The organism is Aeromonas intestinalis (genome assembly GCF_054052485.1).
In genome coordinates this window covers 1-19421 of record NZ_JBSTYK010000018.1, presented here as the reverse complement: position 1 = coordinate 19421, position 19421 = coordinate 1, and the positions used below count along the sequence as shown (strand labels likewise).

Annotated in this window: 21 protein-coding genes; 13 read left to right on the top strand and 8 right to left on the bottom strand. The window is 64.1% G+C overall.

Going from position 1 to position 19421, the window contains the following annotated elements:
* Position 1: 1 nt before the first annotated feature.
* From ACW5W7_RS18630 to hemC, 3 genes are read right to left on the bottom strand one after another with little or no spacing between them, the layout of a single operon-like run.
* The gene (locus tag ACW5W7_RS18630) at positions 2–1072 is read right to left on the bottom strand and encodes a uroporphyrinogen-III C-methyltransferase (RefSeq protein WP_456502663.1); all 1071 of its coding nucleotides are present in this window, start codon (positions 1070–1072) and stop codon (positions 2–4) included.
* Positions 1069–1803, bottom strand: coding sequence for a uroporphyrinogen-III synthase (locus tag ACW5W7_RS18625; RefSeq protein WP_456502662.1), 735 nt, complete (start codon positions 1801–1803; stop codon positions 1069–1071). The genes ACW5W7_RS18630 and ACW5W7_RS18625 overlap by 4 nt, the downstream gene beginning before the upstream one ends.
* A gap of 34 nt (positions 1804–1837) precedes the next feature.
* Positions 1838–2767, bottom strand: coding sequence for a hydroxymethylbilane synthase (gene hemC, locus ACW5W7_RS18620; RefSeq protein ID WP_456502661.1), 930 nt, complete (start codon positions 2765–2767; stop codon positions 1838–1840).
* Positions 2768–3089: 322 nt separating this feature from the next.
* Here hemC and ACW5W7_RS18615 point away from each other — a divergent pair, with 322 nt between their 5' ends.
* Entirely contained in the window at positions 3090–5609 is a 2520-nt protein-coding gene (locus ACW5W7_RS18615; protein WP_349919984.1) for a class I adenylate cyclase, read from the top strand.
* 76 nt (positions 5610–5685) lie between these two features.
* Here ACW5W7_RS18615 and ACW5W7_RS18610 read toward each other — a convergent pair whose 3' ends face one another.
* Together ACW5W7_RS18610 and cyaY are read right to left on the bottom strand one after the other, a co-directional pair.
* Complete coding sequence (locus tag ACW5W7_RS18610) at positions 5686–6339, bottom strand: alpha/beta hydrolase (protein ID WP_349919983.1); 654 nt, start codon at positions 6337–6339, stop codon at positions 5686–5688.
* Positions 6336–6650: an iron donor protein CyaY gene (gene cyaY / locus ACW5W7_RS18605; RefSeq protein ID WP_456502660.1), complete on the bottom strand. Its 315-nt coding sequence runs from the start codon at positions 6648–6650 to the stop codon at positions 6336–6338. Before cyaY ends, ACW5W7_RS18610 begins: the two co-directional genes overlap by 4 nt.
* A 73-nt stretch (positions 6651–6723) precedes the next feature.
* Between cyaY and lptM the strand changes: the two genes are divergently transcribed.
* The 7 genes from lptM to ACW5W7_RS18570 all read left to right on the top strand — a co-directional run bounded on the left by lptM (position 6724) and on the right by ACW5W7_RS18570 (position 12117).
* Positions 6724–6933: an LPS translocon maturation chaperone LptM gene (lptM, locus tag ACW5W7_RS18600; RefSeq protein WP_349919980.1), complete on the top strand. Its 210-nt coding sequence runs from the start codon at positions 6724–6726 to the stop codon at positions 6931–6933.
* Positions 6934–6953: 20 nt separating this feature from the next.
* Positions 6954–8204 carry a diaminopimelate decarboxylase gene (gene lysA, locus ACW5W7_RS18595; RefSeq protein ID WP_456502659.1) on the top strand — a complete coding sequence of 417 codons (1251 nt, stop codon included), beginning with the start codon at positions 6954–6956 and terminating at the stop codon, positions 8202–8204.
* A 112-nt stretch (positions 8205–8316) separates the two neighbouring features.
* Positions 8317–9147, top strand: coding sequence for a diaminopimelate epimerase (gene dapF / locus ACW5W7_RS18590; protein WP_456502658.1), 831 nt, complete (start codon positions 8317–8319; stop codon positions 9145–9147).
* A gap of 89 nt (positions 9148–9236) precedes the next feature.
* A complete protein-coding gene (locus tag ACW5W7_RS18585) occupies positions 9237–9917 on the top strand; it encodes a DUF484 family protein (RefSeq protein ID WP_456502657.1) in 681 nt (226 codons plus the stop codon).
* Positions 9904–10863, top strand: a complete 960-nt coding sequence (xerC, locus tag ACW5W7_RS18580; protein ID WP_456502656.1) for a tyrosine recombinase XerC — start codon at positions 9904–9906, stop codon at positions 10861–10863. Before ACW5W7_RS18585 ends, xerC begins: the two co-directional genes overlap by 14 nt.
* Before the next feature lie 30 nt (positions 10864–10893).
* Positions 10894–11604: an HAD-IA family hydrolase gene (locus ACW5W7_RS18575; RefSeq protein ID WP_456502655.1), complete on the top strand. Its 711-nt coding sequence runs from the start codon at positions 10894–10896 to the stop codon at positions 11602–11604.
* A gap of 108 nt (positions 11605–11712) precedes the next feature.
* A complete protein-coding gene (locus ACW5W7_RS18570; protein WP_456502654.1) occupies positions 11713–12117 on the top strand; it encodes a hypothetical protein in 405 nt (134 codons plus the stop codon).
* On the opposite strand, the gene ACW5W7_RS18565 is transcribed toward ACW5W7_RS18570, so the two are convergent.
* From ACW5W7_RS18565 to ACW5W7_RS18555, 3 genes are all read right to left on the bottom strand, one after another.
* The gene (locus tag ACW5W7_RS18565; protein ID WP_456502653.1) at positions 12114–12887 is read right to left on the bottom strand and encodes a gamma-glutamyl-gamma-aminobutyrate hydrolase family protein; all 774 of its coding nucleotides are present in this window, start codon (positions 12885–12887) and stop codon (positions 12114–12116) included. The genes ACW5W7_RS18570 and ACW5W7_RS18565 overlap by 4 nt on opposite strands.
* A gap of 370 nt (positions 12888–13257) precedes the next feature.
* Positions 13258–14067, bottom strand: a complete 810-nt coding sequence (gene yidA, locus ACW5W7_RS18560) for a sugar-phosphatase (protein WP_456502652.1) — start codon at positions 14065–14067, stop codon at positions 13258–13260.
* Between the two features lie 122 nt (positions 14068–14189).
* Positions 14190–15854 (bottom strand): DUF342 domain-containing protein, encoded by a 1665-nt coding sequence (locus tag ACW5W7_RS18555; RefSeq protein ID WP_456502651.1) that lies wholly within the window; start codon positions 15852–15854, stop codon positions 14190–14192.
* Positions 15855–16107: 253 nt separating this feature from the next.
* Here ACW5W7_RS18555 and ACW5W7_RS18550 point away from each other — a divergent pair, with 253 nt between their 5' ends.
* The 5 genes from ACW5W7_RS18550 to ACW5W7_RS18530 are packed head-to-tail and all read left to right on the top strand — an operon-like array spanning position 16108 to position 19351.
* Positions 16108–17076, top strand: coding sequence for an HlyD family secretion protein (locus ACW5W7_RS18550; RefSeq protein WP_456502650.1), 969 nt, complete (start codon positions 16108–16110; stop codon positions 17074–17076).
* A 7-nt stretch (positions 17077–17083) separates the two neighbouring features.
* Positions 17084–18013 carry an ABC transporter ATP-binding protein gene (locus ACW5W7_RS18545; RefSeq protein WP_456502701.1) on the top strand — a complete coding sequence of 310 codons (930 nt, stop codon included), beginning with the start codon at positions 17084–17086 and terminating at the stop codon, positions 18011–18013.
* Positions 18010–18138: a hypothetical protein gene (locus ACW5W7_RS18540; protein WP_349919963.1), complete on the top strand. Its 129-nt coding sequence runs from the start codon at positions 18010–18012 to the stop codon at positions 18136–18138. The genes ACW5W7_RS18545 and ACW5W7_RS18540 overlap by 4 nt, the downstream gene beginning before the upstream one ends.
* A complete protein-coding gene (locus ACW5W7_RS18535) occupies positions 18135–18260 on the top strand; it encodes a hypothetical protein (RefSeq protein WP_456502649.1) in 126 nt (41 codons plus the stop codon). Before ACW5W7_RS18540 ends, ACW5W7_RS18535 begins: the two co-directional genes overlap by 4 nt.
* Positions 18257–19351, top strand: a complete 1095-nt coding sequence (locus ACW5W7_RS18530) for an ABC transporter permease (protein WP_349919959.1) — start codon at positions 18257–18259, stop codon at positions 19349–19351. The genes ACW5W7_RS18535 and ACW5W7_RS18530 overlap by 4 nt, the downstream gene beginning before the upstream one ends.
* Positions 19352–19421: the final 70 nt, after the last annotated feature.

Here is a 19421-nt window from a genome sequence, read left to right as displayed (position 1 = left end):
CTCAGTTGCCGGCCAGGATGCGTTGCAGGCGCTCGGTCAGCACCTGCTCCAGCATGGCCTGAGTCTTGAACTGATCCGGATAGTCGAACTGGATCTGCTCCCCCTTGAGCTTGTCGAGCTCGGACTGCATGTACTGGGTGGCGCTGTTGTCGACGTCGAAATACTGGGTCAGCCAGCGCTCGGCCTTGTCCAGGCTGTCGGTGTAGAGCGTCTGCTGCTCGCGATAGACGGCGAGCTGAGCCTGCAACAGCTTGGTCTTGAGGTTCTCACGCAGGAAGATCTCCTGCTGGGGGGAGAGCAGGGCCTCCACGGCGCCATCCCGGCGACGGATGGTGATGAAGTTTTCGGTGAACTTGACCCAGTTCTTCTTGAGGTTGCTCTCCCACTCGTCCGGATTGGTGCTGACGGCCTGATCCGCCTCGGCCTTGGCTTCCGGCATGCTGACGGTGGAGAGGGGCAGCAGCTCGATTTGATCGGAGAGGGCGGCCAGCTTCAGGGTCAGCCCCTCGCGATCGACCCGCGGCATCCCTTTGAGCTTGGCGATATCTTCCGCCAGCGCCTTGCGGATGGGCATCAGGCTGGGATCGTTGAGGGCCTTGATCCGCTCGTCGGCATTGCCGAGCAATGTGATGGCGGAGATGAGGTCATGCTCGAGCCACAGTTTGCGACCCGCCATCCGCACCAGGTACTCGGATTCGGCCAGCATCCAGTCGTTGGGACGCTTGTCATCCAGATCCAGCACCTTGTGCTGCAGGGCGTCCAGGGCATCTTGCAGTTGCTGCTGACCCTTGCCGAAGGCTGCCAGCTGATCGGCATCCTTGCTGTTGCTCTGGTCCAGCTTGCCCATGGCCTCGGCCAGTTGCTGCTTGAGGGCACCGAGTTCGGCCTGCTGGGCGGCGGCAGTCTGTTGTCCGTGCAGATAGAGGCCGCCGGTCAGCCCCAGGGCCAGCAAAATGGCGACACCGCCGAGGAGTACGCCGGAGCGACCCTGTTTCTTGCCGGGCACATCGCTGGCCACGGGGGCCGCAGCGCTTGGCTGGGATTTGACCTCGGATTCTTGTTGTTCAGTCATTCCATCTTCCTCAGTTCCAGGGCGGCCACCAGAGCCTGGTTGGATGCACCTTGGGCAATCACGATACGGGTAAAGCCAGCCGCCTCGGCCTGTTCGGCCACGCGCGGGCTGGGTACCACCAGCAGACGATCATAGAGCCAGGGCTGATGCTGGCTTGGCACCAGTGCCAACAGTCGCTGCAACAGTTCACCACTGGTGATGAGCAGGCTGTCGAGGCCGGCACGCTGCCAATGGCGGGTCAATGCGTCCCCGTCGAGTTCGGGGTAGTGGCGCTCATAAGTGGCACAATAGTGCACCAGTGCGCCGCGTGAGGCCAGTGTAGTGGCGATGAGATCCCGCCCGCCGTTGCCGCGCAGGATCAGCACGCGCTTGCCGGCTACCCCCTGCAGGCTTGGCAACAGCAGCAAGCCTTCGCTGCGGGGATCGTGCGGGCACTGGGCCTGGATGCCCACCTCGGCGAAGGCATCCGTGCTGGCCTGGCCAACCGCAAAGTACTCAATATGTGGCCAGGTCAGACCAGTTTGCAACAGAAAATGATGAGCGAAATGAATCGCATGCATGCTGACGGCGATGACGATGTCCGCCGCAGGCAGCATGTCACTGAGACGGGATAGCTCGCTCCCCGGCCGGGTTTCCAGCAAGGGACAGCAGAGGGGCTGGTGGCCTTGCTGGCGCAAGAGTTGCGCCAGCTCGTCGGCCTGCTCGGCGGGGCGTACCACCAGCGGGATCATCAGGCCACGCGCTCCGCTACCCGCCTGCCCACTGTCATGGGTGATACACCTCGGCCAGGATGACGTCGGCGCCATCGGCCAGCAGGTGTTGGGCCAGGGTCTCCCCGAGCCGCTCCGCATCCGCGACAGGGCCGCGGATCTCGTCGCGGATGATGCGGCTGCCATCCGGGCTGCCCACCAGGCCACGCAGCCAGACTTCCTCTCCCTGCACCAGGGCATAGGCACCGATAGGGACCTGACATCCCCCTTGCAGGGCCCGGTTCATGGCGCGCTCGGTGAGCACCCGTACCCGGGTCTCGCCGTGTTCGAGCGGCGCCAGCAGGGCGTGCAATTCATGATCATCCAACCGGCATTCGATGCCGACGGCGCCCTGGCCGTTGGCAGGCAGGCTCTGTTCCGGTTCGATGAAGGCGGTGATGCGATGCGCCATTTCCAGCCGTTTCAGACCGGCAGCGGCGAGAATGATGGCGTCGTACTCACCGGCATCGAGCTTGGCGAGACGGGTGTTGACGTTGCCACGCAGGTCGCGGATGTCCAAGTCCGGGCGGGCAGCCCGCAGCTGACATTGGCGGCGCAGGCTGGAGGTGCCGACCACGGCGCCCTGGGGCAGCTCGTCAATCTGCGTGAAACGGTTGGAGACGAAGGCATCGCGCGGGTCTTCCCGCTCGCAGATGGTGTGCAGGCCGAGCCCCTCGGGGAACTCCACCGGCACGTCTTTCATGGAGTGAACCGCGATATCGGCGCGCCCCTCCAGCATGGCAGTCTCCAGCTCCTTGACGAACAGCCCCTTGCCGCCCACCTTGGCGAGCGGCGTATCCAGGATCTTGTCCCCCTGAGTGCTCATGGGCACCAGTTCGACGTCCAGATCGGGATAGAGCGCTTCGAGGCTGTCTTTCACGAAGTTGGCCTGCCACAGGGCCAATGGGCTCTTGCGAGTGGCGATTCTCAGAGTTCGGGCTGCCATATCAATCAGTTGTTTCATCTTTAGTGAGGAAAACGATCTTATCACCCTTTGCAGGGGCTTTCATGGCGCAGCCGGCAAAAGCGGGGGCAGGCTCAAAAAAGGCAGCTGAAAATGATTTTCATTAAGCCGCTACGGATATTTAATTAATTGAAAACATTAAAATTTATTACTTTCCCATGATACCGTTATTGACAGGGTCAGAAATAATCCGGTGATTCCATGCGGGCTTGTTTACCACGGCGGTTTGCATTGTTAACATGATCACACTTTTTTGACGTCTCCCCATTTTGGTGCGTCATTTCTCTCCCCGATAGGTAGGGCATTGCTGGTAAAACTCGACACGCTGGTGGCGCGCTACGACGAGATCAATCGTCTCAAGACGCAACGGGCGCTGGATCTCATGAGTCGCTATGGGCAGCAGGTGTTTCAGTTGCTGCCTGTCATGCTGCACTTCAATCACCCTCTCTTGCCCGGTTATGTGGCAGGTGATGTGCCCCATGGCATCTGGAGCTTCGTGGCCAACGAGGCTCAGCAAGCCTTCATCCAGGATCTGTGTCAGAACGCGAATTGTCAGGGGGGCCTCAGCACCCACGACAAGTCGATCCAGGGTCTTTATTCCATGGGCAGCACCTCCTCCATCGGGCAGTGCTGCCATTCGGATCTCGATATCTGGGTCTGCCACGTGGCGGGCCTCTCCCAGGAACGGTTGGCGCTGCTGGAGCAAAAATGCCAGCTCCTCTCCAAGTGGGCCGAGCAGCGGGGGGTCGATCTCAACTTCTTCCTGATCCCCGAAGACAAGTTCCGCCAGCGCAACGATGCCCAGATGCAGGGGGAGAGCTGCGGCAGCGCCCAGCACCTGCTGCTGCTCGACGAGTTCTATCGCAGCGCCATGCTCATCGCCGGCAAGCGCCTGCTCTGGTACCTGGTGCCCGCCGAGTATGACGATCATTACGACGACTATGTGAACGGCCTGTTTGCCCACGGCAAGCTGAGCCAGGACGACTGGCTGGATCTCGGTGGTTTCAACCGTATTCCCGCCGAGGAGTACTTCGGTTCCGCCCTCTGGCAGCTCTACAAGGGGATCGACTCCCCCTACAAGGCGGTGCTCAAGTCCCTGCTGATGGAGGCCTACTCCCACGAGTATCCCAACACCCGTCTGCTGTCGGTGACCAGTCGCGACTGGTTCCAGCACAACGAAGGGATGCACTATCGGCTCGACAACTACTGCCTGATGCTGGACAAGGTGACCAACTACCTCAAGTCCATCGGCGACATGCAGCGCCTCGATCTGGTGCGCCGCTGCTTCTACCTCAAGGTGTGTGACGGCCTGAGCCATCCCAAAGAGGAACACAGCCCGAGCTGGCGTCGGGAGTTGATGGCCCAGCTGGTCTCCTACTGGGGCTGGGGCCCGGAGCGCCTGCACCACCTGGATCACCGGGAGGAGTGGAAGGTCGAAGAGGTCAAGGTGGCCTATGCCGAGTTGCTGGAAGCCCTGATGCAGAGCTACCGCAACCTCATCCAGTTCGCCCGTCGCAACAACATCAGCGAGTCCATCAACCCGGAAGACATCGGCATCTTGTCGCGCAAGCTCTATGCCGCCTTCGAGAGTCTGCCGGGCAAGGTGCAGCGCATCAACCTCAAGATAGCGCCGGACTTGAGCGAGCCGGATCTCAGCCTGGTGCAGGTGCCCCATGGCCGCCTCAACCGCGCCGGCTGGTATCTCTACAAGCACTCTCTGGAGCCGGTGGACATCATCGGCCGGGCGCCGCTCGAATATAACGGCTACATCAGCAAGCTGGTGGCCTGGGCCTACTTCAATGGCCTGATGACGCCCCAGTCCAGGGTGCACCTCTTCAATCAGGGCTCGGATCTGCACATCGACAACCTGCACCAGTTCTGCCGCGATCTCTCCGGCACCTTCCCGGTCAAGTATCCCCGTGCCACCAACCTGGCCCTGAGCCGTCCCTGCGAGATCCACCAGCTCTCCATCTTCCTCAATCTGGAGACGGATCCGTCCAGCCACTGGGTGGGGCAGGTGATCGAGTTCGACGCCAACGCCGCCGACGTCTTCTCCTTCGGCCGCAACCAGGAGTGTCTGGTGGGCTCGGTGGATCTGGTCTATCGCAACTCCTGGAGCGAGATCCGTACCCTGCACTTCCAGGGGGAAGAGGCGGTGGTGGATGCCCTCACCACCATACTCGGCAAGATGCACCAGGATGCCGCCGCGCCGGAGATGATAGAGGTGTTCTGTTATAGCCAGCACTTCCGCTCCCTGGTGCGCTCCCGCTTCCAGCAGCTGCTGGCCGAGTGCATCGAGTTGCGCCTCGCCCGGGACAAGCAGCAGCTGGTCAAGACGCTGGCCCTCGGGCGCGAGAAGTACGGCATCTTCTTCGAGCGGCGCGGGGTGTCGGTCAAGAAGCTGGAAAACGCCATCGATTTCTATCGCCACATCTCCCACAACAAGCTGGATCACCTGCCGCTGCGTCTGGACAGGAGCCATAGCCAGCACCTGCCCGGCATCGTCGATGCCTACGCCAGCGAGGGGCTGGTGCAGTTCTTCTTCGACACCCGCAATGCGGGCACCAACATCTATATCCTGGACGAGGCCAACCGGGTGGAGATCTACCAGCACTTCGCCGGCAACAAGGATGAGCTGGTACAGGGGGTGAACCGCTTCTACACCTCGGGCAAGGAGCGTGCGGGGGATGCCGGCCAGTTCAGCAACTTCAACCTGCCCCAGTACTACGAAATCGTGCAACAGGGTGATGAGTTGGAGGTGATCCCCTACCGCAGCCAGAATCCACAGCGAGATAATCCAGGGCCTGCCCGCGAGGTAGGTTGATATGCTGCCGGATTGCCGATGAGCCAGCGAAAACGGCCTGCAGATGCAGGCCGTTGTCATATGCGTCGTCCGGGATTCAGCCGTCGAGGCGTGCCAGCAGCCAGTGACGGATGTCGGCGAGCTGGGGACGGCAGATCTCGTGGCGCATGGGGTACTCGTGCCACTCGGGGGCGAGGCCCGCCGCTTCCAGCCGGTTCTTCGCCTCCCAGCCCATGGAGAGCGCCACCACGTCGTCATAGATGCCGTGCATGTAGCAGATGGGCAGACGCTGGGCCGCCTCGCTCATTTCCCCCATCAGGGCATCGGGCGCCGCCAGATAGGTGGACATGCAGAGCAGGCCCGCCAGGGGCTGCGGGCAGCGCAAGGCCGTGAAGGAGGCGATGACGCCCCCCTGGGAGAAACCGGCCAGCACGATGCGCTCGGGGGCGAAGCCCTCGGCAATCAGCTGATCCAGCAAGCCCTGGATGCGGGCGGCGGATTCGCGGACATGGGACTCCACGGCGCGATCCGCCGGATCCTCGAAGCTCTTGATGTCGTACCAGCCGCGCATCTTGTAGCCCATGTTGATGGTGATGGGCCGCTCGGGGGCATCCGGCAGCAGGTGGCGTACCGGCAGGGTGGCGGGCAGGTCCAGGGCGTCCACCAGGGGCGCCAGACCCGCACCTGAGTCTCCCAGCCCGTGCAGCCAGATCACCGCATGACGGGCGCCATCGGGGTGCAGGTCAATCATGGGAAGCGCACCGGCTCGCCCGCCTGGGCTGTGCAGGCCCGGGTCAGCAGAGTCTTGAGCTCGTCGCCGAAGCGGTTGTCTATCCAGCTCTCCCCGCGCAGCTCGAAGTGGAAGCCGTTCTCCCGGGTGGCGACCCAGATCTGGTGCAGGGGCTCCTGCTTGTTGATGATGACCTTGGTCTTGTTCTCGAAGCTCAAGGTCAGCACGCCGCCGGCCCGTTCACAGTCGATATCCGGATACCCCTCGTCGATGACGTCCTCCACGTACTGGAAAAAGGCGTCTGTCAGGGCGTGATACTCGTGATCCTTCATCGGTTTATCCTGTTGCTTTTAACAATGTGAGTGCGATTATAGAGGGCCAAAAATTTTTTCGCAGCGAACCATTATGACTACCCAGTTCACCAAGTGCCTGTTGGCCGCATTTCTCTCCCTTGGGTTGGGCGCCTGTGGTCTGACGGGGCCGCTCTATATGCCGCCCCCCGAGCAAGCCGCTCCTGCCGAGCAGCCTGCCCCCGCCAAGCCCGAGACAGAGAGTACACCGCAAGCCACCTCGTCTGCGACCGCCAAACCGGCCTCCGAGGCCGCGCCGCAATAATTTAGGAAGGAACCGCCCCCTTGGATCACTTTAACTACGACGCCGACGGCCAGTTGCAGGCCGAGCAGCTGCCCCTGCAACAACTTGCCGAGCAGTATGGTACCCCGCTCTACGTCTACTCCCGTGCCACCCTGGAGCGCCACTGGCACGCCTTCGATCAGGCGGCGGGCGACATCCCCCATCTCATCTGCTATGCGGTCAAGGCCAACTCCAACCTGGCGCTGTTGAACCTGCTGGCCCGCCTGGGATCCGGGTTTGACATCGTCTCCGGCGGGGAACTCTCCCGGGTGCTGGCGGCGGGCGGTGATCCGGCCAAGGTGGTCTTCTCCGGCGTAGCCAAGAGCGAGGCCGAGATGCGCCTCGCCCTGGAAAAAGAGATCCTCTGCTTCAACCTGGAGTCCGAAGCCGAGCTGGAGCGTCTGAACCGGGTGGCGGGTTCCATGGGCAAGACCGCCAGGGTGTCGGTTCGGGTCAACCCGGACATCGACGCGGGCACGCATCCCTATATCTCCACCGGCCTCAAGCAGAACAAGTTCGGCATCCCCATCGAGCAGGCTCCCGCCATCTACCGCAAGGCGGCGGCCATGGCCCACATCGAGATCAAGGGGGTGGATTGCCACATCGGCTCCCAGCTGACTGAACTCACGCCCTTTATGGAGGCGGCGGACAAGCTGCTGCGGCTCATCGACGAGCTGGCGGCGGAAGGCATCCATATCCATCACCTGGACGTGGGCGGTGGTCTTGGGGTCAACTACGGCGCCGAGCAGCCCCCTCATCCGAGCGAGTATGCCGAAGCCCTCAAGCGCAAGCTGGCGGGCCGGGATCTGACCCTGCTGTTCGAACCGGGCCGGGCCATCGTCGCCAACGCCGGGGTGCTGCTGACCAAGGTGGAATTCCTGAAGCCGGGCGAGACCCGCAACTTCGCCCTGATCGACGCCGGCATGAACGATCTGCTGCGCCCCTCCCTCTACGGCGCCTGGATGAACATCATCGAGGTGGACAGCCGCGCGACCCACGAGAAGGCGCTGTACGACGTGGTGGGCCCGGTGTGCGAGACCGGCGACTTCCTCGGCAAGGAGCGTACCCTGGCGATTGGCGAGGGATCCTTGCTGGCGGTACGCTCCGCTGGTGCCTACGGCTTCACCATGGCGTCCAACTACAACACCCGCCCCCGTGCGGCCGAGGTGCTGGTTGATGGGGACAAGGCGTTCCTCATCCGGGAGCGGGAACAGCTGGCCGATCTCTGGCGCGGTGAGCACCTGCTGCCCTGAGTGCGCGGGCATTGCCGAGTTTTCCAGACGTTCCGCCGAATCGAGAGCGTGAGCCGTTGACCCGTCGCCGGTGTGGTGGGGATTTACTGCCCAAGGGGCACAGGAACGCAGGATGTTGATAGATTTTTCCAAGATGCATGGGCTGGGGAATGACTTCATGGTGGTGGACGGCGTCACCCAGAAGGTGTTCTTCAGCAACGACGTCATCAAGAAGCTGGCGGATCGCCATTTCGGGATCGGCTTCGATCAGCTGCTGCTGGTGGAGCCTCCCTATGATCCCGAGCTCGATTTTCACTACCGGATCTTCAATGCCGATGGCAGCGAGGTGGAGCAGTGCGGCAACGGTGCCCGCTGTTTCGCCCGCTTCGTGCGCCTGAAGGGGCTGGTCAACCGGGACAAGATCGCGGTCAGCACCGCCCGTGGCCGCATCACCCTGCAACTGGAGGGGGAGAACCAGGTCACGGTCAACATGGGGGTGCCCCAGTTTGAACCGGGCAAGGTGCCGTTCCGGGCCCAGAAGGCAGAAAAAACCTACCTGCTGCGCGCGCAGGAGCATACTGTGATGTGCGGTGTGGTCTCCATGGGCAACCCCCATTGCGTTATCGAAGTGTCCTCGGTGGAGGAGGCCCCCGTGCTGACCCTGGGCCCCATCATGGAGCGTCACGAACGCTTCCCCGAGCGGGTCAACGTCGGCTTCATGGAGATGGTCAACGCCAGCGAGATCAAGCTGCGGGTGTTCGAGCGCGGGGTGGGGGAAACCCTGGCCTGCGGCACCGGCGCCTGCGCCGCCGTGGTGATCGGCATCAGTCAGGGCAAGCTCAAGGAGCGGGTCACCGTCACCCTGCCGGGGGGCAAGCTTACCATCGCCTGGAAGGGGCCGGGTCAGCCGGTCTACATGACGGGGCCGGCCGAGCATGTGTTTGATGGTCAGATAGAGTTGTAGACGGCTTGCTGGCATGAGGGAGGGTCAGCCCTCCCTGTCACGATAATGTCGGGGCCCTGCGCCCCTTTTTCAGATGGATCAACCAAGTTATGAGCGAACTCAAGCGGCAGGAATCACTGATGGATGAAGCCACAGTGCTGGAGTACCTGGCCCGTTATCCCGAGTTTTTCCAGCGTCATGCCGCCATGCTGGATCGCATTCGCATTCCCCACGAGCGCAAGGGCAGCGTCTCCCTGGTGGAGCGCCAGATGGACAGGCAGCGAGAGCGTATCGAGCAGCTGGAGCAGGAGATCACCGAGCTGATGGGGATTGCCAGCGAGAACGAGCGGATCTTCAAGATCTATGCGGATCTCTACGGTGAACTCTACGGCTGCCAGAGCCTGTTCGAAGTCAGCGCCGTCATGGGCAAGGCCTTCGTGCAGCGCCTGCGCCTGACCGGGGTACGGCTCTGGCTCAACCCGAAACGCTTCCCGCTGAGCGGCCCGGAGCAGCGCTTCCTGGCGAAGGGCAAACAGCTCGATCAACTGCTGGGTCAGCGCCTGCCGGGGACAGACTATTATTTCGGGCGGCTGAATCAGGGCGAGAAACAGACGCTGTTTGGGAGCGATGTACTGGTCAATTCTGTTGCCCTGATGCGAATTGGCGATCTGGGTGTGCTGGCCTTCGCCAGCTCGGATCCGGGCCACTTCACCCCCCACACGGATACCCTGCTGCTGGGACAGCTCGGCCGCCTGCTGCAACTGCGCCTGCCCGAGATTGGCCGTGGCTGAGGCTTCTGGCGCCGCCGATGCCCTGCCTGCCACCCTGGCCGAGGCGCTGACGGCCTTTATCGAGTATCTGCGAGTCGAACGTCAGCTCAGCCCCCACACCCGCAGCAACTACCAGGCTCACCTGGAGGCCATGACTGCCGAGCTGGTGCGTCTCGGCCTGACCGACTGGGCCAGGCTGGAGGCGAGCCAGGTGCGCAGCCTGGTGACCCGGATGCACAAGGCAGGGTTGGCGCCTCGCTCCCTTGCCACCAAGGTCTCGGCCCTGCGCAGTTTCTGCGACTGGCAGGTCCGCCAGGGGCGGCTGGTGGCCAATCCGGCCCGCGGCATCGTGACCCCCAAGCAGGGGCGCCCCCTGCCCAAGAACCTCGACGTGGACGAAATGTACCAGCTGCTCAACATCACCGACGAGCAGGATCCACTGGCGGTGCGGGATCGCGCCATCATGGAGCTGATGTACTCCTCCGGTCTGCGTCTGGCCGAACTGGTGGGGCTCAACCTCGCGGACATCAAGCTCGATGATCGTCAGCTCAGGGTGACCGGCAAGGGATCGCGGGAGCGGGTACTGCCCATGGGGCGCATGGCGGTGGAGTGGCTGCAGAAGTGGCTCAAGGTGCGTCCCCTGCTGGCGGGAGACGAGCTGGAGGCGCTGTTCGTCTCCAAGCGCAAGCAGCGGCTGTCGGCGCGCTCCGTGCAGGAGCGGCTCGATGGCTGGGGCAACAAGCAGGCGCTCAACGCCCACGTGCATCCCCACAAGCTGCGTCACAGCTTCGCCACCCACATGCTGGAGAGCTCGGGGGATCTGCGGGCGGTACAGGATCTGCTGGGTCACGCGGATCTCTCCACCACCCAGATCTATACCCACCTGGATTTCCAGCATCTGGCCAAGGTGTATGACGGTGCTCACCCTAGAGCCAAGCGGGATCCGGGTTCAGAGGAAAACGAATAAGGGGGCAGCCCAGCCACCCAAGGAGAGTCCATGCAGTTCTATCGCCGCTGGCAGCCGGTGGCCGCCATCTCGTTCGATCTCGACGACACCCTTTATGACAACGGCCCCGCCATCACTCGTGCCGAGCAGTGGATGCTGGCTCACCTGCGCAGTGAATACCTGGCGACCGCCATGCTCGACAAGGCGGGCTGGCTCGCCCTCAAGCGCGACCTGCTGCTGGCGCGCCCCGAGCTGCGCGACGACGTCAGCCTGGCGCGCGAGCAGGGGATCTGCGCAGCCCTGATGCAGGGGGGAATGGCACGGCAACAGGCACAGCGAGAGGCCAGGGCAGTATTCGCCGGCTTCCTCGCAGAGCGTTCGAAGATCGTTGTCAGCGACGAAACCCACGCCCTGCTGGCCCGCCTTGCGGCGCGTTACCCCCTGGTGGTGATCACCAACGGCAACCTGGATCTGGCGCAGGCCGGGTTGGCGGACTATTTCACCCTGGTCTGCAAGGCGGGGCTGGGCGCCCGGATGAAACCGGCCCCCGACATGTTTCTGGCGGTGCAGGCGGCCCTCAAGCTCTCCCCCGAGCGGATCCTGCACGTGGGGGATCACCCCGAGAGCGATGTGCTGGGTGCCCGATTGCACGGTTTTCGGGCCGCCTGGCTCAACGAGGGCGGCCGGTCAGCTCAGGGCTTGCAACTGTTGCCGGATGTTGAGCTGAATGCCCTCGACGAGCTGGCTACCCTGTTGCTCTGAGGGGCGCGGCCGATAAGCAAGGTACCGTCTCCGGTGCCTGCCATGGGGCCTGGCGCGGGGTGATTATCTTTGGCACAAGTAGATGAAGGAGCGGCGGGTTTGAACTGCATGAAGAGAGGCATCTGGTTGCTGATGCCCATGGTGCTGGCGGGGTGCGATCTGCTGAGGGATCACTACCGGATGGAGTTCCGAGATGGATCCTGGCGGGAGATCACCATTTCCCCCTTCTCCGACGAGGCTACCTGGCGCGAGGGCTGCGCCACGGGAGAAATCCAGGTGGACATGACGCTGCCCCTGAAGCGGGGCAAGGTGGTCGACGGTCGGGAGCAGCTCCTGATTGGGGGTGAGCTGTTCGAGCTGGAAGAGACCAAGCTCTATCGCGGCAACGGCATGGTGCTCGGCCAGGCCCCGGATCATGTCCAGCGGGGCCTCAAGGGGCTGGATGTGTGCCGCACCCTGCGCCCCGATCGCGGGGCGCTGCCGAGACTCAAAGCCAAGGGCTTTGGCGACTAGCCCAGCTGCTGCCTGCGCTCGCGGCAGGCGGCCCCGAAGGCCTCGAACAACTTGATGGAGTGGGGGTTCTCGCTCGCCTTCCACTCCGGATGCCACTGCACCGCCAGGGTGAACTGGGGCAGTTCGGGGGCATGGAGGGCTTCAATCAAACCATCCTCGGCATAGGCCAGCGGGGCCAGCCCCTTGGCCAGCGTCTTGATCCCCTGACCGTGCAACGAGTTGACCGGGATCCGCTCCTCTCCCATCAGTTCGGCAAACCAGCTGCCAGGCACCAGGCTGACCTGATGGCTGTGACCATACTGATCCTCCACCGTATCCTCCGTATCCTCCCGGTGATCCGCGTAGCCGGGCTCGGTATAGACCTTCTGATAGATGTCGCCACCCAGGGCCACGTTGATCTCCTGCATGCCGCGACAGATGCCGAGCAGGGGCAGACCCCGGTCGATGGCGGCCCGCACCAGCGGGATGTCGAACAGATCCCGGTCCCTGTCCTGGGGTTTGTCCGGGGTCAGGTTCTCCTGACCGTAGAGGGCGGGGTCTATGTTGGAGCCGGCACCGCTCAGATAGACGCCGTCCGCCAGATCCAGGTATTGCTCCAGATCTTCGGCGCCGCAGCAGGTGGGAACCAGCAGGGGCACGCAGCCGCTGATCTCCACCAGGGGTTTGATGTATTTGTGGGTCATCACCTGATAGGGGTGACCGTTACGGGGCTGGGCCCCCATGGTCATCAACACGACGGGTTTGGCATGGGATCGGGAGGGGTTGGGCATAGGTCACCTGGCTATCCTTGGCTGTGGTGTCTCATCCTGCGCCTTGGGAAGGCCCTTTCCACGGGGTGGCGACAAGGGCATGCCTCAAGGCATGGTCATGGGATCCGGGGTCGTGCCGGGGTGCCAGAATCGTCGGTCAGCCTGGGCGATGACAGCCTGGATCCTGATCCCAGTCTGCCAAGGCCGTTCAATATGTCAAACGAAATGATGCGTTTATGTTAATTTTGATAAGGCGGGAGCCAGCTCGAGTCCCGTTATCAGGGGGCTGAAGGGATGAGGGTGTGAGAGGGGGTGGTCATAATGGTGGATATATTAAACATGCAGGCTGGGTGGTGAAAAATGCGGGGCACCCTGGGTGCCCCGGCCGGGATCACGCATTCAGGATGAACTGCTCGATCACCTTGGCGACCCCGTCCTCGTCGTTGCGGCTGGTGGTGTGCTGCGCCAATTGCTTGATCTCGTCGGTGGCGTTGCCCATGGCGACCCCGAGTCCGGCGTATTCGATCATGTGGCGATCGTTGCCCGCATCCCCCACGGCGATCACCTCATTGGCATCGATGCCGAGGTGCTCCGCCAGGGCGGCGACCCCGGTGCCCTTGTTGCTCAGCTTGTTCATGAACTCGAGGAAGTAGGGGGAGCTGCGCACCACGGTATAACGCTCATAGAGCTCGGCAGGCAGTTGGGCGATGGCGCGGGAGAGCTGGGGCTCCGGGTCTATCATCATCACCTTCATCACCTGCTCGCCGGCGGGCAGGGTGGCGAAGTCCACTAGGTTGATGGGCATCTTCACCAGTCGGGATTCGTGTTCGGTATAGGTGCTGACCCTGGGGCTGATGAGTCCCTGACGCACGGAGAAACCGTGGATGTTGACCCCGAGTTCATCCGCCAGATGGGCGATGGCGCTGGCGTCCTTGCCGGTCAGCAGCTGGCTGCGGATGATGCGCTGATCCGAGACTTTCTGTACCAGGGCGCCGTTGTAGCAGATGACGTAGTCATCGGGGCCGGTGAGGCCGAGTTCGGCCAGATAGGGGGTCATGCCTTCCAGTGGGCGACCCGAGGTCAGTACCACGGTGACACCCTTGGCGCGGGCTGCCGTGATGGCGGCGTGGGTGCGGGGGGTGATGCGGCCCTCTGGGTTCAGCAGGGTGCCATCCATATCCAATGCGATCAGCTTGTACATCTTCTCACTACCTGAGTCTGGCTGGCCCGCCCCATGGGGCCAATGGGCTGTCGAGTGTAGCGAAAATCACCGTCGGGATCACGCCACGCGGTGGGGGACGCCGACGACAGATAGCGTTGGGATCAGCGCTGGCCCTGATAGGGGGTCAGTTGTAACTGGTCATCCCGGATGGCGAAATGGATGGGGCCGTGCTCGATGTCGACCCTGTTGTGGTGGTGAGCCATCTCCACCTCGACCCCGGGGAAGAGACGCTGGGTGGCGATGATGTCCATCTTGGCCATCAGGGCCTGCAGCTCGATCTGGGCCGTCGCCAGCTGCTCGTCCAGAGACCGGTTCTCGTCGAGCTGGCGGATGCGGATCTCCTTGATCTTCTGCAGGGTCTCGGGGTTGCGCTTGTCGTGGGGTAGTTGCAGCAGCCGCAGTATGAGATCCTGCAGTTTGTCGAGCTGTTCCCGGCAGGCCTGCTTGCGCTGGCGCAGGGCCTGCTCCTGTTCCTTGTGGCTGAAGTAGCCGCCGAGGATCTGCAGCCGGGTGCGATTCGCCGCCGAGGCGCCGAGCACGGGAGCCATGATCAGCCGGTTGGCGATGTTGATGCCCCCGATCAGGTGGCCCTTGCGCATGGCGCTGTCTCCCACCTTGAGATCCTGGCCGCTGCGGCAATAGCTGTGGCTGAGCTGGCTCTGGATATGGATGTCGCCATCGGCCTCCAGTCGGGCGTACTGGGCATAGCTGGCGTGGATCTCGCCGCCGGCATAGAGGTGACAGAGGTATTCGTCGTTATCCTGCTTGCGGCCGATGACGCCGCTGCGCACCGTGATGGTCCCCCCCGACTCGATATATCCCCCTTCGACGAAGCCGCCGATCACCACGTCGCCGCTGGTCTTGATCCGCATGCCGGGCATGACGTCGCCGGTGACCAGCAAGGATCCCTCGAACATGACGTGACCGTGGCGGATATCCACCTGCTTGACGCTCAGCACCTCGTCGACCCGCATGCCCGCACGCTCCTGACAGGGCAGGCCGGGCCGGGTCGCCAGCAGCAGATCCGGATCCTCGGGGGAGAAGCAGCTGCCTTCCCCCGCCACCATGGCGCTCTCCTTGCCCGCCTTGGCGGGCAGGGGCTGGTCCGTCACCGTGAAACCGTCGATGCCCCGGGTGGCGGGGTGGCGCCGCATCAGCTGGGAGCCCGCCTTGACGGTCAGCAGGGTGCCCAGGTCGCGCATGTCCACCTTGCCGTGATCCCGCTCCTGGGGTCTGAGGATCCGCTCCGCTGCCGTCTCCACCAGTCGCTCCAGCCGGGTATCCAGCCCGTGCTCGGCGGCCTGGCCAAGGGCGATGACAGGGTTGATCTGGGTGCCGGGAGCCGCCTCCCTGGCCGCCTGCACGGCGGCAAGCAGCCTGGCCGGCTCCACCCCGCGCTTGATCTGGCTCTCCGTCAGAGCTTGTTGCAACTGCTCCAGGGTCAGGGGCTTGCCCCCCCAGTCTGCGGTGATCTGGGCCCTGGCGCTCATCAGATCCTTCTCGACCTGCAGCAGCAACCTGGCGTCCTGGCGCTGGGCGATGGGGACGGGGGCATGGGAGGGGGCATCGGGATTGTCTTGCAGGGCGCCGAGCAGGGTGACCGCTTGCCGGATCCCTTCGGTGAGGGGCTGGTAGCGGCGACAGTTGGAGGCCCGCAGCAGGCCAAGCACGTCGGCCTCGGCGACGGGGTGGGTCAGTCCGGGGGCGATGCGCAGACAGACATAGGTCATGTCCGCCGACAGCTGAAACCACGTTTTGTCTAACACCGGGTACCTCCTTGTCTCTCCTTCGCCAGCGTCCCTGGCGCTCTGCGCTGGCGGCAAGGGATGCTGCCTGAACGGCCCTGAATCGCAGTATTCTGATATTTTTCTTTTTAGGTCAACGAGCTGAATGCAAATGAGTGAGCTGGCTTGAGGAAAAAAATACTGACAATGGATATGCTGGCGACAGTCATGCATCAACGCCCACCCCGGGCGGCCCCTGCCGGGTCAGACTCGGGTGCCGGGCCAAGGAGCCCCCATGCTACGTCACTGCCTGCTCTTCATTCCCCTGCTGGGTCTGCTCGGCGCCTGCCAGCCTGACCACCGCGGCGAGGCGCTCGGCACCCTGGAGCGGGACAGAGTACTGCTCACCGCCACCGCCAACGAGATTGTCCGCGCCCTGCCGGTGGCGGAGGGCAGCCGGGTGGAGGAGGGCACGGTGCTGGCCCGGCTCGACGACAGCCGTCAGCAGGCTGTACTGGCCCGGGCCCGTGCCGAGGAGGCCAGTGCCCGGGCGGCCCTGGCCCGCATGACCAATGGCGAGCGGCCGGAGGACATCGCCGCCGCCCGCGCCAGCCTGGACAAGGCCCAGGCGACCCTCAGGGAGAGCGAGCGCAGCTTCCAGCGAACTGAACGGCTGGTGCGGCAGAAGCTGCAGAGCCCCTCGGAGCTGGACAAGGCCCGCGCGGAGCGGGATGGCGCCCTGGCCGAGCGGGACGGCGCCCGTCAGCAGCTCGACAAGCTGACCCGGGGCGTGCGGGCGGAAGACATAGACGAATCTACTGCCAAGCTTGAAGCGGCCAGAGCGGATGTATTGCTGGCAGAGCGTGAACTGGCAGATCTCACCGTGGTTGCCACCCGCAGCGGACGCCTCGACAGCCTGCCCTACAACCTCGGCGAGCGGGTCCCGGTCGGTGCCGTGCTGGCTGCCCTGCAGGCGGACAATGCCCCCTACGCCCGGGTCTATGTGCCGGAGACCGCCCTGGCACATTACCCCGTAGGTCAGAGCATGCGGGTGCGGGTGGATGGTCTGGCGGATCCCTTGAACGGCCGGCTGCGCTGGATCTCCCAGGAGCCCGCCTTCACCCCTTACTACGCCCTCAACGAGCAGGACAGGGCCAGGCTGGTCTATCTGGCGGAGATAGACTTGCCCGCAGCCCGGGACCTGCCAAGCGGCCTGCCCGTGCAGGCCGAGCCTGTCGATGACGGGGAGCCCGCCCATGAGTGAGGCATCCGTGGGTGAACTGGCCATCAGCGCCCGGGGGGTGAGCCGCCGCTTCGGTGACTTCCTCGCCGTGGACGGGCTGGCGCTGGCGGTGCCCAGAGGGCAGATCCAGGGGTTCCTCGGCCCCAACGGCTGTGGCAAGTCCACCACCCTGCGGATGCTGACCGGCCTGCTCACCCCATCCGAGGGGGAGATCGAGGTGCTGGGCCTCGCCATCCCGAAACAGGCGGAGGCACTGCGCCGCCGCATCGGTTACATGACCCAGAAGTTCTCCCTCTACGACGAACTCACCGCCTGGGAAAACCTGGAATTCATGGGGCGGATCCACGGCATGGGCAGCCGGGCCCTCGATGCCCGTCTGCACGAGCTGCTGGCGACCTATGAGTTGACGCCCTTGGCGCGGCGCCGGGCCGGGGCCATGAGCGGCGGTCAGAAGCAGCGGCTGGCGCTGGCGGCGGCGGTGATCCATAGCCCGGATCTGCTGCTGCTGGACGAGCCCACCTCGGCGGTGGATCCCCAGAACCGGCGCGACTTCTGGGAGAAGCTGTTCGACTTGAGCGAAGGGGGTACCACCATCCTGGTCACCACCCACTACATGGATGAAGCGGAGCGTTGCCACGGCCTCGCCATCATGGAGGCGGGCAAGGTGCGCGCCCAGGGCTCCCCCCTGGCGCTGATGGAGGCCATGAACACCCGGGTGGTGGAGGTGCAGGCCCCGGATCTGCGGCTGCTCAAGCAGCAACTCTTGCAACTGGTGCCGGTGCGATCCGCCGCCCAGCTCGGCCAGCGGCTGCGAGTGCTGGTGGACAAGGATCTGGCGGATCCTGTCTCCTGGCTGCGGCAGGCCTGCCCGGCCCTGGCGAACGCCAGTCTGGTGCCGGTCAGACCCAGTCTCGAGGATGTGTTCGTCAGCTGTACCGGACAGGAGCGCAGGGCATGAACAGCTTGCAACAGCTCTGGGCCATCACCCGGAAGAAGCTGAGACCGCTGGCGCGGGACAGGCTGACGGTCGGCAACGTGGTGGTGATGATCCCGTGGATCTTTGCCGAAGGAGCGAACCCATGAACAGCCTGAGACGGCTCTGGGCCATCACCCAGAAGGCGCTGAGGCAGCTGGTGCGGGACAGGCTGACGGTCGGGATGGCGGTGATGATCCCGTGGATCTTGGCCAAAGGAGCGAACCCATGAACAGCCTGAGACGGCTCTGGGCCATCACCCAGAAGGAGCTGAGGCAGCTGGCGCGGGACAGGCTGACCTTCGGCATGGTCGTCATGATCCCCCTGCTGCAACTGCTGCTGTTTGGCTATGCCATCAACACGGATGTGCGCCAGATCCCGGCCGGGCTGGTGGACATGAGCGAGAGCGTGCCGGGGCGGCTGCTGGTGGAGGCGGTCAGGGCCACCCAGGTGGTGCAGATCGAGCGGCGCTACGTGGGCTTGCAGGAGGCGGAAGCCGCCCTGACCCGGGGGGAGGTGCGCGCCGTGCTGGTGCTGCCCCGGGATCTGGCTCGCCGCCTGAGCGATGGGGAGAGCGCGGGCCAGTGGCTGGTGGATGGGTCCGATACCGTCATCGCCAATGCCCTGCTTGGGCTGCGCGCCATGCCCCTCAGTGGACTCAAGCCGGGGGCCGAACGTGCGCCCCCCACCTTCGAGACGGTGCTCTACTTCAACCCCTCCCGCCGGGCGGCGGTCAACATAGTGCCCGGCCTGCTCGGGGTGATCCTCACCATGACCATGATCATGTTCACCTCGGCGGCCATCGTGCGGGAGCGGGAACGGGGCAACCTGGAGCTGCTCATCACCACCCCGATCAGCTCGCTGGAGCTGATGATCGGCAAGATCCTGCCCTACATAGTGGTGGGGCTCGTCCAGGTGGTCATCATCCTCGGCCTTGGTCATCTCATCTTCGCGGTGCCCATCAACGGTGCCCTGAGCCAGGTGCTACTGGCGACCCTGCTGTTCATCGCCGCCAGCCTGACCCTGGGGCTGCTCATCTCCACCCTGGCCCAGACCCAGTTGCAGGCGATGCAGATGACGGTGTTCATCCTGCTGCCTTCCATCCTGCTGTCGGGTTTCATGTTTCCCTACGAGGGGATGCCGGTGCCGGCCCAGTGGGTGGCCGAGGTGCTGCCCGCCACCCACTTCATGCGGCTGATAAGGGGCATAGTGCTGCGGGGGGGCGACATGGGGGATCTGTTGTCGGACGTGCTCTGGCTGGCGGGGTTCACCCTGCTGATGCTGACCCTGGCCGCCCGTCGCTTCAAGAAGAGCCTGGACTGAGTGGGGCTCGGGCCGCGCCCGCGGGGGGGCCGGCCGGCGTGGGTGGGGGGGTATTTTGTGGTGTTTTGGT